The following is a 15,342-nucleotide window of genomic DNA, read 5'->3' as shown; positions in this document are numbered from 1 at the left end:
AGACCCTGCCTTTGAGGGGGGGGCAAATAGTTAATAGTTATCGATTTACGCTGAAACCAATTGTGGGGTATCAACACTTTGTTCTACAGGATCTCTTAGTACATAACCTCGGCCCCAAACGGTTTCGATGTAATTTTCACCACCGGTGGCGTTTGAGAGTTTTTTACGAAGTTTACAAACAAAAACATCAATAATCTTTAACTCTGGTTCATCCATGCCGCCATATAGATGGTTCAAAAACATTTCCTTGGTGAGCGTTGTTCCTTTGCGTAGAGAGAGGAGTTCAAGAATTCCGTACTCCTTACCTGTGAGGTGAAGTAATTTTCCCTCGACTTCAACGGTGCGCGTGTCGAGGTTAACTTTAAGCTTACCAGTATTAATAACGGATGCGGCATGCCCTTTTGACCGTCGTACGATGGCTTGAATGCGTGCAATTAGCTCACGTTTGTCAAAAGGTTTAGTCAAATAGTCATCAGCACCAAAACCAAGCCCTTTAATCTTGTCATCAAGGCCATTAAGGCCGGACAGGATTAAAATGGGTGTTTCGACCCTGGAAGCTCTTAGGCGGCGAATAACTTCATAGCCATCCATATCCGGGAGCATGAGGTCCAAAATAATAATGTCATAATCATAAATTTTACCAATTTCGAGCCCGTCTTCACCCATATCTGTTGAGTCGCAGACATAGCCTTCCGACTTGAGCATCATTTCGATGCCTTGGGCTGTTGGGGCATCATCTTCTACTAACAGGACTCGCATAATATATTCCGGTCATTAATGTTGGTTAAGTGAATATGAACGTCGTTAACCATTTTCGGTAAGGAATATTAACAAAACCTTACCAAAAACACCTCAAAGTCGGAAAATAGGGTCAAATTTGTGTTTTATTTTAACTAAATTGCCATTTTTTTTTGAAATTTTGATTTTTTGGAAAGAATCAGTGATTAAACTGATGTTAAATGGAATATGGAAAAGCGATATTCCTGTGATTCAAAATTGATCCCTTAACCGGGCTTTTTACCCTATTAATAGAATTTATCATTGAAGAAATAGGTAGAATTAAAAATGCCTCTTAAAAGTCTGGTTAGAGAAATTTCAGAGCTCTCTGATTATCAAGTTTATGGACGAGTATCTGGTGTATTAGGAATGCTTGTTGAACTCTCCGGGCTTGATCGGCTTCTTGTTATTGGGTCTCGATGTATCTTGATTGCCAGAGACGAACGTAAAGTCCCTTGTGAGGTCATCGGTTTTCGCCATGGACACGCACTTCTACTTCCCTTTGGCTCTCTGGATGGGATCGGTTTGGGATGTAAGGCAGTGTTGGCGGCGAGCGAACCTTCTATACATCCATCAGAGGCTTGGCTAGGTAGAGTAATAAATGCCCTGGGTGAGCCGATAGATGGTAAGGGGCCTCTTCCTATGGGGGCAGACCCCTATAAAGTTAGGCAGTCTCCTCCTCCAGCTCACGGGCGAAACCGCGTTGGTGGAAAAATTGACTTGGGTGTTCGAGCGATAAACACCTTTTTGTCCTGTTGCCAAGGGCAACGGATGGGAATTTTTGCAGGTTCTGGCGTTGGTAAGTCGGTTTTGCTTTCAATGCTGGCCCGCTATACCTCACTTAACGTGAACGTTATTGGTTTGATTGGTGAACGTGGACGAGAAGTTCAGGAGTGGTTAGAAGACGATCTCGGACCAGAAGGTCTTGCGCGTTCTGTCGTAGTCGTTGCAACATCGGATGAACCACCATTAATGCGCCGTCAGGCCGCTTATATGACAATGGCGTTGTCAGAATACTTTAGAGACAATGGTCGTGATGTTCTTTGTTTAATGGATTCAGTAACACGCTTTGCCATGTCTATGCGCGAGATTGGTTTGTCAGCGGGCGAACCTCCTGCAAGTAAAGGTTATACTCCTTCAGTATTTGCTGAGCTACCTCAGCTTTTGGAACGTGCTGGGCCTGGGGTCAAAACGGAAGGATCAATTACTGGGCTCTTTACTGTTTTGGTCGAAGGGGATGATCATAATGAGCCTATAGCTGATGCCGTCCGGGGCATTTTGGATGGACATATTATCCTTGAGCGTGCGATTGCTGAGCGCAATCGCTTTCCAGCGATTAATTTATTACGGAGTGTGTCTAGAACTATGCCTGGGTGTAATACTGAGCCCGAAAATGAACTTGTTACAAGAGGCCGGCAACTACTGTCTACCTATGAAAATATGGCTGAGTTAATTCGAATTGGGGCGTATAATGAAGGGTCTGATCCAGTTATTGATGAGGCTATTGCTCATTATGGTGCGCTGGAGGCATTTTTAACCCAAGGGAAATATGAACAAAGTAATCTTGCTCTTGGATATGAACAGCTTGCTGCAGCTCTTGGAATCAGTTGGGATCAAGATGTGCCCGAAGTTACAGGGTTTCGGGATCAGGAACAAAATTTTGACACAGCGAATGTGGGGAACGAATAAATGAAAACCCCGATTGATAGCCTGGTGCGGGTCCATAGTTGGAAATTGGACGAAGCACAGCAAAAATTATCTGATTTGGAAGCCTTGTTGCTAAAGCTGGAACAGGACTTGGTTAAATTGGATCAAGAAGTTCTCCGTGAACAGGAATTTGCGTCACAACACCCAGATGTGGCGCAAACCTATCCGGCTTATGCGGAAGCAGCTCGAGAGCGTCGCATGCGACTGGAGACATCAATCGAAGAGGTGATGACTTTAAAGGCTATTGCTCAACAAGAACTTAATGAAACATTTCAAGATCTAAAGAGATACGAGGAAGCACAGGCTAACGATATCAGGCGACAACAAGATATCTTAAAGAAAAAAGAACAAGCAGATTATGATGAAATAGGGATTCAGCAATACCGTCGACGTAAGTCTTCTGAACAATGATACCGTCTGTTTATGTTCGAATTATTTATTTGGCTTCTAGGCGAGGGTGCTATTGTGTGAGCCTGCGATCAATTTATTCGCGATATCGGTAAGTTTTTCCCATTCCTGGGATGCTTCGAAAGTGAGACGTCCGGAAAATCCCGTGGCCCCATTTGCTCCGTAGAACATTTCTGAAATCTTACTTTGCATTTGGTTTGGAAGTTCGTTCCTGCTTCGAATTACCAAATCAAACATATTCTTTTTTACAAGACCATCGAATTGCATGTCACCGTCTCGACTCATCTCAACTTCAAGCTTAAACCGGGTGGCTTCTTCTTGATCAAATTTACCCTCTTTGTGGGCTCCACTCTCCCGGTCCCTTACAAAAAGGGTTGCCTTTTGTAAGGTGCCTTCATGAAGAATGGGGAGTTGGGTCATCCGCCAATCACCTTGGGGTGTTTCAAGTGGACGATTAAGCGCCGGGTTATCATTTGTTAGCTGTTGAGCTAAGTCTATGTTTCCACTGGATCGTAAAAGAGATATCGCATCTTGCCCAACCCAAGGTCTGTTTCCCCCAGCCTTAATTGCATTTAAAAAAAGCAAGATACCGGATGTGAGGGCTGGCCCTTGATGGGGTAAATGTTTTGCCAATAAATTCCCCTGTCCTTGTTGGATCAGAGCACTGAGAGCAGATTGCAAGACTGAACGTAAATCCTGTCCCGATCCGGAAAGAGTTTGGTAGTTTCCGGGCAGGGTACGATCACCTGAAGACAAGGCAGGATCATCCATATGGGGAAGAAACATTAAACTTAACTGCGTACCTGCTGGAAGAGAGGCTTTAAGAGAAAGTTGGATGTTGCCGAGAGACGTTTGAACAATGGGTTGTCCATTGGTATTCCCAATAACAGTTGCTCGGACTGTATTGGGGTTTGGGAGGGGAGGTGTGCTGGATTGAGTATTCGATATTGTTGATGGGAGTGTTTGTGTCGGAGAAATTGAGGTTGTTTGTATTACTTGCGGCCCAATTTGGGGATTAACAGAAGATTTAACCGTCGTACCTTGCTGTATAGACGCGGGGATTAGTTCAATTTTTGCCTGAAATATTTTGCCGGGTTGTAAGTTAAGGATCTCATTAGGGAGAGGATTCTTGGCCTGTAATGTGGACTTGTTCAGAAAAGTTGCTTGTAAAATGTGTCCTAAGCTCAATTTGTCGGTTGGAGGCACGTTTGAGGGCTGTAACTTTGTCTTATTATTGTGTTGAGGGACAAGCAGAACTTCAAAGGGCGGACGTTGTGTCCTGAATTGGATAAGCACCTCGGTACCTGGCGGTAACTTTACTTGCGTGTTGACGGCAAGCTCTCCAAGCATAGTTTGGACGAGGAGTTGGCCGTTTTTATTCTGTCCTTGTATGATCCCGGAAATCTGTTCCTGTACAGGTCTTTTACTAAGAGCAGGCGGGTAACTTTCTAAGGAACTCGGCTGTGTTGTTTGGGTCGCTCCCGTTGAAGGGGAAGGTGTCGCGGCATGAGGGAGCTGAACCTTGTTCATTCTTCTGAGAGCAGGTTTCTGGCAATCTGTTCAACGCGCTCTGCTGCAGCTGAGTTGGGGTATCTTACTAGCAGAGGCGTTTGATTGCGAATTGCTTCCTTTACTTTGTTGTCTCGCACAATGATGCCGGCAAGTGGAGGAGTTATTTGTAAAAATGATTCACAGGCTTTTCTTATTGTATTATACGTTTTATGCCCATCATGTTCCGTCTCTGCCATATTTACTATAACACGTAGATCTGCATCAGGGCGTTGCATTTTGGTTAATTTTATAAAAGCATAAGCATCGGTAAGCGATGTTGGTTCATCTGTGGTAATTACCAAGCAAACCTGAGCTTGAGATGCAAGTTGCCGAACTGTGCGGTCAATACCCGCACCAAGGTCTAAAATAACCCGGTCGTAGGAATCCGATAGAGCTGCGAGATCTGTGGTGAGATGGTTTAAACGTTGTGCAGGCAAGTTGGCAAGATTACCAGATCCGGATCGTCCTGCTACAACATCAAAACCGCCGTCTGGATAAGGAGTCGTGGCATCTTTTAATGAGTAGCGACCGGTTAACACACCGCCCATGTCTTTGTTTGGTGCGAGGCCGAGTTGAATGTCGACGTTCGCAAGACCTAAATCACCATCGAATAATAATGTCCGACAGCCTAGGCTGGATAAAGCGTGGGACAGCGTAATAGACAACCATGTTTTTCCAACGCCCCCTTTTCCAGAAGCAACTGCAATCATGTTGTGGCAACGTAATTTATTATGTAGAGCCTGGACGTTATTTTTGGCTTGGTTCATAAGCGTGTGCCTGTCGCAAGAGTGTTCTGTTGAGGTTCTAGTCTTGTCGGTAGCAATAGTCGTGCCAGAGATACCGGGTTTATTGACGAAAGTCCGTCAGCAATGTGCGGAGATGTTCCCGCAGCCATAAATGCCAAATTTGCGGTATAAGCTGCGGTTAACAACCCACCAAATCGTCGGGTCATATCTAGCTTTGTAGGTATAATAAATTTGGGGTTTAGAGCGCCAAATGCTGTTGCCTTTTCTGCTGCTTCGTAAACATCACCACCCGCTGGAATAATAAGAGTGATTTCCGCATCAGAAGCTTGAGCGAAATCTCCAAGATAATGTATTGCATCTTCGTCGAAGGGGTTTACGCCCATAGTGTCGATGAGGACTAAACGCTCTTTCGAAATCCGAGCCATACACTCGGTAAGATTTTCAGGGGTTTCTGCTATATCGAGATCAATTTGTAATCGATGACAAAAAGCAGCTATCTGTTCGATGCCGCCTGTCTTTTCTGAATCAATCGTAACAACAGTCGTCGGAATGTCTGCAATTCGTGCCTTTGCACATAGTTTGGCAATGGTAGAGGTTTTTCCATCCCCTGGTGATCCGATGAGCATAAGAGGTCTTGGCAAGGGCCGCGTGGGGATATGAGCAAATTTAAAATGATTATCCAGCGCACCAGCGAGCGAGATATGCCATTCTGAAGCTGGTATGCCTATGGCTTGACCAACAAGGCTATCAATCATTTCTGGCGGTAGTCTGTGGAAGTCCAATACTTCTGTTATTTCGTCAACAACATCAACGTCGTCATCTGGATCTTCTATGGAAAAATCGTGATCGGGATGGTCATCTAAACCTGCTGTGACGCGAACGCCTTGATCCGGGCCTAATTCGTCCGTGGCTAATATGATTGCGTCTTCACCAAGGTCATCTCTGACCTGATCCATGGCTTCTGGTAAGCTGTTGGCTATGTAATGCTTTAAGCGCATTTTAAAAGCTCTCCAGAAAGTAGGTGCATTTATATGGATGCGATAGTGGTACGTAAATCATTACCATTAAATAACCCCCAGAGTTTTAATTTTTGCTTTGGGGTGAACTTCGTTTTGGGACATTACAACAGTTGCAGGGCGAAACCGTTCTACGATTGACCTGACATAGGGACGTATTATCGGACTACTCAGTAAAACAGGTGCTTCTCCCATCATAGCGTGACGTTCAAATGTTTGTCGTACAGCAGTAATAAATTCTTGAAGCTGGGTTGGTGGCATTGAAAGTTGTTTTTCTTCAGCGTCTCCCACAAGCGCTTGTGCAAAAGCCTGTTCCCATTGCGGGGAAAGGGTGATCATAGGGATGAAGCCCTGTTCGTTCTGATTGCTGTTTGATATTTGTCTCGCCAAACGCGAGCGAACATGTTCAGTGATGAAAGTTGCGTTGCGTGTATAGGCACAAGCTTCGGATATACCCTCAAGTATGGTTGGTAAGTCACGAATTGAAATTCTTTCAGCAAGGAGGTTTTGTAGAACTCTTTGCAATGCCCCAACAGAAATTTGAGTAGGTATAAGATCTGCAACTAATTTTTGATGTTCCTCGCTGAGCTCATCCAGAAGTTTCTGAGTTTCCGAATAAGAAAGTAACTCGGAGATATTATCTTTTACGACTTCAGTTATATGGGTGGTAATAACCGTCGAAGCGTCAACGACTGTATATCCTCGAAACAATGCTTCTTCTCTTTGGCTTTCGTCGACCCACATAGCAGGAAGGCCAAAAGTTGGCTCAATGGTTTCTTCGCCGACAAGCTGTATCTTTTCTCCGCGTGGGTCCATGATCAAGAGCATATTAGGTCTGAGTTCACCTTCTCCACCTGAAATTTCTTTAATACGGATGATGTAGCTATTAGCACCGAGTTGAAGATTATCCTGGATACGTACGGACGGAAGAACAAAACCTAATTCTTGTGCAAGTTGGCGTCTTAAACCTTTTATCTGATCTGTTAACCGTTCCCCACCCTGACCGTTGATCATCGGTAATAGGGCGTAGCCTAACTCTAAGCGAAGATTATCGATTTGTAAGGATGAAGAAATTGGCTCTTCTGCAACTGGGGCGGGTTGAGCCGCGGCGAGTTCCTTTTTTTCAATTACGTCATCTCGCTCTAAAGATTTTTTATTAGAGAGCCAGGCAAGACCACCTGTGACACTTGCGAGCAATATGAAGGGGAATGCTGGAGTTCCAGGAACAAGAGCAAGACCAATCATCAAAGCTGATGAGAGACCTAAAGCTCGGGGATATCCACTAAGCTGTGAGAATATAGCTTTATCTGCAGAGCCTGTTGTTGTTGTCTTTGATACGAGAATACCCGCGGCTGTAGATACTATGATGGCGGGGATTTGAGAAACCAAGCCATCACCCACCGTCAGAAGGGTGTAAGATGTTGCAGCATCACCAACGGCCATATCTCTTTGAGCGACACCGATGATTATGCCACCAATCACATTAATGAAAGTGATGAGAAGACCGGCTATCGCGTCTCCTCTGACAAACTTGGATGCCCCATCCATGGCTCCAAAGAAGTTACTTTCATCTTCCAAATTTTTGCGTCGCTGTCTGGCATCGGTTTCATCAATTAAACCGCTTGAGAGATCTGCATCAATAGCCATCTGTTTACCGGGCATGGCATCCAGACTGAAGCGGGCAGAAACCTCCGCGATCCGCCCAGCACCCTTTGTAATGACAATAAAATTCACAATAACGAGAATGCCGAATACGATTATCCCAATAACAAAATTGCCGCTCATGACAAAATTGCCAAATGATTCAATGACCTGTCCAGCTGCTCCGGCGCCATCGTGCCCATTGGCAAGGATCAAACGGGTTGATGCTAGGTTCAAAGACAGCCGTAGCATTGTCGCAATTAGCAAAATTGTTGGGAATGATCCAAATTCTAATGGCCCATGGATAAATAGAGCAGTCATCAAAATGAGAACAGACAATGTGATAGAAAGAGCCAGAGAAATATCAAGCAGCCAACTTGGCATTGGTAAAATCAAGACAACAAGAATAGCCATGACACCAAGAGCTAGGGCGATATCTCCACGTTTAAGGGCTTCTAGAGCGGACAGCACAGTTGGCGGTAGCCCTAGCTTGTTACCCTCTTGTTGTGGACTGGAGTCAGACATTTAATTTCTACTGTGTTGTTATAAAAGTTATTGCTCTAAAGGGAAGGGCTGAAACTTTCTCCACCTCTGCCTGGGCTCGTAACTTCGGTGCCATCATCGCTGTAAATCTTTAATTTATTACGAAGTGTTCGAATTGAAATTCCGAGTATGTTTGCAGCATGCGTTCTATTACCAAGACAATGTTGAAGGGTGTTGAGGATGAGATCTTTCTCTACATCTGCAACCGTTCTCCCCACAAGCGGTTTTTCAGACGCTCCATCGCTGGCAGCCGGTTGTTGCCCTTGAGGGGGCTGTTGAGGAGTTTGGGGAGCAGAATAAGCTTGGGCTTGTGTCGGAGGTGCTGTTGTTGCAACGGGCGAAAAACTTGTCCCTGATAATAGGATAGCCTCTGGCCCAACGATGTTATCTCTTGATAACAGTACGGCACGGTGCATCGTGTTTTCTAGCTCGCGGACATTTCCACGCCAATGGTGTTGCATTAATTGTGTAACAGCTTCTGGTGTTATAGCTGGTTTGGCAACGCCATTAGATTCAGCATATTTTGCTAGGAAATGATCTGCAAGAAGTTGTATATCGAGGGGCCTATCTCTAAGAGATGGCATGTCGATTGTAACTACATTTAATCTGAAATATAAATCTTCTCTAAAATTCCCTTTTTTGACCTCTTCTTCCATATTCCGATTAGAGGTAGCTAGCAGGCGAATATCAACTTTGATGGGTTTGTTGCCACCAACGCGGTCTATTTCACGTTCTTGGACAGCACGTAATAATTTGGCCTGTAGACGAGGGTGCATTTCCGATATTTCATCGAGAAGCAAGGTGCCGCCATGAGCTTCCTCAAATTTACCGACGCGTCGAGATAAGGCGCCGGTAAAAGCACCTTTTTCATGACCGAAAAGCTCTGACTCCAATAAATTTTCCGGAATAGCTGCACAATTTATTGAAATAAAATTGTTCTTTGCCCGCTTAGACTTGGAATGCAGGTATCGAGACATAACCTCTTTACCTGTCCCACTCTCACCCGTGACAAGAACACTGGCATCTGAGGGAGCAATTTGTTCAGCGAGACGGATAACAGCCGCCATTGCAGGATCTTTATAGATCAGTGAGGTTGTTTCTTCTGTGACTGCGGCAAGAACCGCAGCGATTAGTTCTGCATCTGGGGGGAGTGGTATGTACTCTTTGGCTCCGGAACGTATTGCATCCCCAGCCTTAGAGGGTTGAGTGCCAATTCCACAGGCAATGACAGGAACGGAAAATCGCTCCATATCGAGGTGTTTACATAGCTTGTCAATATCTAGATTAATATCGACCATAAGTAAATCAGCCCCATTACCAGCTCGCAGGGATGCCATAGCCTGATCTACATCATCGACAGTTGCGACCTTTGCTCCACGCTCGAAAGCAATCTTGCCGGCGGTTATCATGTGTCCTTCTAGCGAGCCAACAATTAGTAGGCGCATAACTTACTCTCCTGGACGGCGATCATTTGATAAATCACCTTAATCAAAATAATTCACTCTCTGCTCTGGAGAGAGAATAGTGTTAAGCATAATTTCTAGACGTCTTGGGTTTTCTTGCTTACTGACGGAGCAAATACCGATCGTGTAAATTTGATTGACGATGGCCTCAGTCTGCGAAATACGTTCAAGTTTTGCCGCTAAGGGATGAAAAACCATATTAGATAAGATGGCTCCGTAGAATGTCGTCAACAAAGCAACAGCCATGCTTGGTCCAATCGTACTCGGATCTTCAAGATTACTTAGCATCTGTACCAGCCCGACCAAGGTTCCTATCAATCCCATAGCAGGTGCAACTTCACCAGCTCTTCTTAAAATATTCGCTGAACGTTGGTGTCGATGCTGGGTCGCGAGGACCTGTTGTTCGAGGATGGCTTCCAATTGTTCAGGTGTTATACCATCAACAAGCATTTCGGTTGCCCGGTGCAGGAAACCGCTGTTTTGAATATCTTTTAAATGTTTCTGGAGTGATAAAATGCTGTTCCTGCGAGCTTGATCAGCTAAAAACAAAACTTGTAGGGCTGCATTACCAGGAGTTTCAGCATGATATAATGCGGCTCTGAGCATTGTTTTTTGTGCTTTTGTCACTTCATCCCAGGTAAAAGATGTTGTTGTGACCAAAAAAGTTCCACCGACAACGATCAGTATGGCCGGTAGATTGAAAAAAGATCCGGGTGAACCGCCAAGGATCATTGCTATAGAGACGATGAGAAAAGCCCCAACGACACCAGCTAATGTGGCGTAGTCAAACGACGGCCCCGATTGCGGCCTGCTCGGTGATTGCCCACGCTGTGTCGTTTGAGTTTGTGAAGTGTTGACCATAATCAGTTCAAATCCCGGAGATACCTAGTTTCGGTCCATTTTGATAATTTCAGTCATCGTCACACCCAAGCGGTTTTCTACGACCACGACTTCTCCACGCGCAACCAGTCGGTTGTTAACGTAGATGTCAATTGCTTCTCCAACTTTTCTGTCGAGTTCAATTACAGCCCCTCTACCGAGCTTCAAAAGTTGGCTGACCTGCATATTTGCTTTGCCGAGAATGGCAGACACCTGAACAGGAATGTCATAAACAGCTTCAAGCTCTTTGGCATTGGTTGGTGGTCGGCCACCTGGCTCAGGCATTGCCGAATCATCTTCCATTTCCGGCATTTCGGGAATGGATGGGAATGTTCCATTTTCAGTTTCATCTTCGCTCATTCGGCAACCTCTTGAGGTGGAGTATTTTCGGGATTATCCTCTACCGAAGATACACTGGTTTGCCCGGAATCTCCGGGTAATGAAAAACGTGTTATCGCGCGCGAAAGAATTGTTTCTATTTCCTGCAGCATTTCTGTGCTGTTTCTTTCTGCGCCTCCTTCTGCCCATTCAACACGGACATCACTTGATGACATACCTGGCTCAGATAAAAAAACGAGATTCCCAGTAAAGCCACTATTATTTGCGACTTGTTCAAGACGTTCTTGTACTTCGTCCAAAGTTGTGTCGGAAACGCGTACTACGAGCCGAGGTTCTTGTGGCAATCGATCCATACACTCCTTAAAGACAAGTGTGATCTCATCGAGTGTTGAGCTATGCTCAAGGCTTGGAAAAAGTTTTTGAATGGCTTTCATAGCCACTTCCATAGACACACTTTGCAATTCGTCATGCATTTTTTTGTGACCATGTTCCAAACTCGCTAATTCTTGCGTCACTCTTTCCAGAGTTTGAAGGATCTGTGCTTCATTCGCTTCTGAGGCTTGCCCGTGAGCTTCTTCCTGTCCTGCAGCAAAGCCTTCTGAGTAAGCAGTTTGTTTACCAAGTTCGAGATCTTCTAAAGAGACAGCGCCTTCAGGCAAGGCAGGTGTTTCAGGTTCTATCACAGAAGTTGCTGGATCTTGAGGCGGTGCTTCGGACGCACCCATGAAATCTGAAAAGCTATCGGATTTTGATGTCTGTTTTGATTTTTTAGATCCCTCAAATGACGTATCAAAGAGGAATTTTTGGTTTGAATTCACCACCAACACCAACTCCTAATAGACCAACTCGTCTTCGCCTTTTGAATCGGCCATAACAATTTCACCTTTTTCTGAAAGATCTTTTGCAATTGTGACCATGTACATTTGGGCTTCATCAACATCTTTTAGACGAATAGGTCCCATTGCGGCCATATCTTCTTTCATAATTTTTGCTGCACGTTCCGACATGTTAGTGAAGAACATCTCGCGTAAACCTTCAGATGAACCCTTTAAAGCAATTGCCAATTTATCTTTTTCAGCTGCACTCAATAGTGTTTGAACACCACCTGGATCGAGATTGCTAAGATCTTCAAAGGTAAACATGAGAGCCTTGATTCTCTCTGCTGAATCTTTATTTCTTTCTTCTAGGGCGTTCATGAAACGGCTTTCAACGTTCCGGTCAAGGAAATTGAAAATATCGGCCATCATTTCGTGGGAATCACGACGGTTAGTTCTGGCAAGATTAGACATGAATTCATTTCTTAATGTTCTTTCTACATCATCGAGAACATCTTTTTGTACGGCTTCCATTCTAAGCATTCTCATGACAACTTCCATGGCGAAAGGTTCTGGAAGTAAACCAAGGACACGTGAGGCATGCTCAGGTTTGACCTTGGACAGAATGACCGCAACAGTTTGGGGATACTCATTTTTGAGGTAATTTGCGAGAACGTTTTCATTAACATTCGCCAACTTCTCCCACATGGTTCGTCCAGCTGGGCCGCGAATTTCTTCCATGATTGTGTCTACACGGTCTTTGTCCAGTACTTTCATTAGTAGACGTTCCGTACTGTCGTAACTACCGGTGATCGTGCCTGTCGTGGATATCTGATCGGCGAACTCGACCAATAATCGTTCTATAAGTTGGGCGCTAACATTTCCGAGAGTTGCCATAATTTGCGATAATTGGCGAATTTCATCATCTTCCATAATCGCAAATAGCTGCGCCGTCTGTGCCTCACCCAGTGCCATTACCAGGAGTGCAGCCTTTTCAGGTCCCGTCATTGTTCTGTAATCGTCGCGCATACTACTTGCTCTTAATAATTAAATTTTGTCTGGTGTATCTTATTTACCTTCCTGATAGAGCCATGATCTAAGGATTTGAACAGCTTCTTCAGGATGTTTTTCAACGATTTCGCCAATTTTGTTTAGAGATGAGGCACGCACACGTCCTTCAACTTTGTTCATGTCAATCATTTGTTCAATTTCTGAATTAACTCCTGCCGTTTCCGCAGGCAGATTTCCGCCTTCACTGGCATCTGATGTTAACATCGGAAGTCCGTCGGCGCCGATTTGTGCCGGCATTCCTGGTATTCCCTGCATTCCAGGGATGCCACCAGGGGCTGCCATTACCATGGGCCGGCCATCAGGCCCTGGAATTGTAATCGTACCTGCACCTGTATCCCCCGCTGGCGTAAAATCTCCATCAATTACACGGGTAACAAGAGGTCTAACTACCAAAAGAAGAATTAATATTGCGACGACCCCAAGAATAAAGAGTTCAGCAAAACGCATCATTTCGTCTTTGCCAATCCCAAGGACACCTTCTTCTGGAAGTAATAAGGGGTCAAGTTCAGCAAAGCGGAAGTTAGCAATTTCGACTTTGTCACCACGGCTTTCATCAAACCCGACTGCTGAGCGTACGATAGCGCCGAGTTGAGCAATGTCTTCTTCGCTACGGCTTGTAAAGGTACGTATACCTTCTTCGTTGACTTCAGACATGTCATTGATGATGACAGCAACTGAGAGACGACGAATTGCGCCTGTTTCATGCACGCGGGTTTTAATGATTTTTGAATTCTCGAAGTTGACGGTTTCTTCTGTTCTAGATGAGTTGCTCTGAGCTCCGGTTGCGCCACCTAACTGACCAAGATTGGCATCTGGAAGGTTGTTACCTACGGTTATGCCCTCGTTTCCAGCATCTTCTGTATCACTGGCATTTTCTTCAACAGTCTGGGTAGAGAGAACCACTTGACCATCGGGATCGAAAACTTCTGAGTTTTCTGTAATTCGGTCGAAATCCATTTCCGCAGATATCTGTACTTGGGCATTTCCGCGGCCGACATAGCGCTCTAGAAGCTCTTCGACCGTACGCATGAGGCGTGTTTCGTATGCGATCCGGCGTTCATCTGCTGAAGTTGTAAGCGTGGAAAGGTCACCTTCTTCTCCTCCGCGCGCAAGAAGGTTACCTTTATCATCGATGATTGAGACGTTTGTTGGCTTCATTCCTGGTACAGCAGCTGAAATAACGTGCTGAATGGATAGTATTTGTTGGCGATCAAGGAGAATGTTGCCTTGTGTCGTTACGACAACAGATGCTGTTGGGGATTGTTTATCTCTGCTAAAAAGCTCTCTTTGAGGTAAGACTAAGTGAACACGGGCTTGTCTAATCCGGTTGATTGATTTTATCGTTCGTGAAAGCTCACCTTCTAGCGCTCTTAAATGGTTTATGTTTTGGACAAAGCTAGTGGTGCCCAGCGCTTCCGATTGGTCGAATATTTCATATCCAATGGAACCTCCGCTTGGTAATCCTTTTTCAGCCATAGCAACACGCATTCTAGCAACATTGTTACCAGGTACATATATGGCATCACCAGCTGGAGAGAGCTTGTAAGGAATTTGACGTTGATCAAGCTCACTTACGATCTGGCCACTTTCTTGAGGATCCAAATCAGCATACAGCAATGCCATTTCTGGTGTTGCTACGCGCCCAGTCAGATAAATGAAAAAAGCAATAATAGCCGCTGCAACTGCGGCCATTATTCCAAGTCGGGCGGGCCCAAGATTCTTTAATGTATCGACGAATGTATTCACTACCGCAATATCCGAATTATTACTATTTACTAAATGTCAGTAAAACCTGTTAAGCTTAACCTATAGCTATTCGGTAAATAGGACGTTAACAAAGGAAAAATTTGCCTAGTACTAGGCAAAATTTGCCTAGGCAATTGAATCAAATTTTAGATAATAAAGTCAAGAGCTTATTACTAAATAAGTAATAAGCTCTGAAATTTATTATATTTTGCGAAAATCGAAAGATAGAGAATAATAATCTTTTGTAATGTTACTCTTTAACTTTGCTTAAATTTTTACAGCACTTTTGCTTTCGGTATCTATACGATATTTTTGCAAATGGGTGGTTCGTAAGCCACGTAGCCCGTGATTATCAATCAACCTTTGCCAGGAAAGAAATTCTTCCAATGACAGCTTATATCTTTTGCAAGCATCATCGAGGCTTATAACCCCGTTTCTTACACCAGCAACGACTTGTGCTTTTCGTCGAATAACCCATCGTTTTGTTTCTGGTGGCGGAAGGTCTTCCAGCGATAAGGGATTGGCGCTTATATCAGCGTCAATAATCCGCCGGTTTAAACTGCTAGACCCCATTGTATGTACTCCAGCTATTAAATCACTCTTGCCTTTATAGCTTAGGGGTGTTGAAAAACTATTAATA

The 15,342-nt window shown here is 44.6% G+C and carries 14 protein-coding genes; 2 read left to right on the top strand and 12 right to left on the bottom strand.

Features of this window, described 5'->3' with window-relative positions; genetic code table 11:
* Nucleotides 1-45 precede the first annotated feature (45 nt).
* Nucleotides 46-759, bottom strand: coding sequence for a response regulator transcription factor CtrA (gene ctrA / locus ACFSKO_RS20390; RefSeq protein WP_380255159.1), 714 nt, complete (start codon nt 757-759; stop codon nt 46-48).
* A 306-nt stretch (nt 760-1,065) separates the two neighbouring features.
* Here ctrA and fliI point away from each other — a divergent pair, with 306 nt between their 5' ends.
* Entirely contained in the window at nt 1,066-2,466 is a 1,401-nt protein-coding gene (gene fliI / locus ACFSKO_RS20385; protein ID WP_380255157.1) for a flagellar protein export ATPase FliI, read from the top strand.
* Nucleotides 2,467-2,895: a hypothetical protein gene (locus ACFSKO_RS20380; RefSeq protein ID WP_380255155.1), complete on the top strand. Its 429-nt coding sequence runs from the start codon at nt 2,467-2,469 to the stop codon at nt 2,893-2,895. It abuts the gene before it with no gap.
* A gap of 36 nt (nt 2,896-2,931) precedes the next feature.
* Here the strand turns inward: ACFSKO_RS20380 and ACFSKO_RS20375 are convergent, their stop codons facing one another.
* From ACFSKO_RS20375 to sciP, 11 genes are all read right to left on the bottom strand, one after another.
* Complete coding sequence (locus ACFSKO_RS20375) at nt 2,932-4,422, bottom strand: hypothetical protein (protein ID WP_380255153.1); 1,491 nt, start codon at nt 4,420-4,422, stop codon at nt 2,932-2,934.
* A complete protein-coding gene (locus ACFSKO_RS20370) occupies nt 4,419-5,210 on the bottom strand; it encodes a MinD/ParA family protein (protein WP_380255151.1) in 792 nt (263 codons plus the stop codon). Before ACFSKO_RS20370 ends, ACFSKO_RS20375 begins: the two co-directional genes overlap by 4 nt.
* Nucleotides 5,207-6,187, bottom strand: coding sequence for a flagellar biosynthesis protein FlhF (locus ACFSKO_RS20365; protein WP_380255149.1), 981 nt, complete (start codon nt 6,185-6,187; stop codon nt 5,207-5,209). Before ACFSKO_RS20365 ends, ACFSKO_RS20370 begins: the two co-directional genes overlap by 4 nt.
* A gap of 66 nt (nt 6,188-6,253) precedes the next feature.
* A complete protein-coding gene (gene flhA, locus ACFSKO_RS20360) occupies nt 6,254-8,371 on the bottom strand; it encodes a flagellar biosynthesis protein FlhA (protein WP_380255147.1) in 2,118 nt (705 codons plus the stop codon).
* Nucleotides 8,372-8,406: 35 nt separating this feature from the next.
* Nucleotides 8,407-9,834 (bottom strand): sigma-54-dependent transcriptional regulator, encoded by a 1,428-nt coding sequence (locus ACFSKO_RS20355; protein WP_380255145.1) that lies wholly within the window; start codon nt 9,832-9,834, stop codon nt 8,407-8,409.
* 39 nt (nt 9,835-9,873) lie between these two features.
* Nucleotides 9,874-10,713 carry a motility protein A gene (locus ACFSKO_RS20350; protein ID WP_380255143.1) on the bottom strand — a complete coding sequence of 280 codons (840 nt, stop codon included), beginning with the start codon at nt 10,711-10,713 and terminating at the stop codon, nt 9,874-9,876.
* A 24-nt stretch (nt 10,714-10,737) separates the two neighbouring features.
* Complete coding sequence (fliN, locus tag ACFSKO_RS20345; RefSeq protein ID WP_299380048.1) at nt 10,738-11,034, bottom strand: flagellar motor switch protein FliN; 297 nt, start codon at nt 11,032-11,034, stop codon at nt 10,738-10,740.
* Between the two features lie 53 nt (nt 11,035-11,087).
* The gene (locus tag ACFSKO_RS20340) at nt 11,088-11,891 is read right to left on the bottom strand and encodes a FliH/SctL family protein (RefSeq protein ID WP_380255141.1); all 804 of its coding nucleotides are present in this window, start codon (nt 11,889-11,891) and stop codon (nt 11,088-11,090) included.
* Nucleotides 11,892-11,903: 12 nt separating this feature from the next.
* Complete coding sequence (gene fliG, locus ACFSKO_RS20335) at nt 11,904-12,914, bottom strand: flagellar motor switch protein FliG (RefSeq protein WP_380255139.1); 1,011 nt, start codon at nt 12,912-12,914, stop codon at nt 11,904-11,906.
* Between the two features lie 39 nt (nt 12,915-12,953).
* Nucleotides 12,954-14,702 carry a flagellar basal-body MS-ring/collar protein FliF gene (gene fliF, locus ACFSKO_RS20330; RefSeq protein WP_380255137.1) on the bottom strand — a complete coding sequence of 583 codons (1,749 nt, stop codon included), beginning with the start codon at nt 14,700-14,702 and terminating at the stop codon, nt 12,954-12,956.
* 267 nt (nt 14,703-14,969) lie between these two features.
* Nucleotides 14,970-15,275 carry a CtrA inhibitor SciP gene (gene sciP / locus ACFSKO_RS20325; protein WP_380255135.1) on the bottom strand — a complete coding sequence of 102 codons (306 nt, stop codon included), beginning with the start codon at nt 15,273-15,275 and terminating at the stop codon, nt 14,970-14,972.
* Nucleotides 15,276-15,342 lie beyond the last annotated feature (67 nt).

The sequence above is a fragment of the Kiloniella antarctica genome (assembly GCF_042682825.1).
GTDB lineage: Bacteria > Pseudomonadota > Alphaproteobacteria > Kiloniellales > Kiloniellaceae > Kiloniella > Kiloniella antarctica.
Note: the sequence above shows the minus strand (reverse complement) of the source record. Positions and strands in the feature narration are given on the sequence as shown.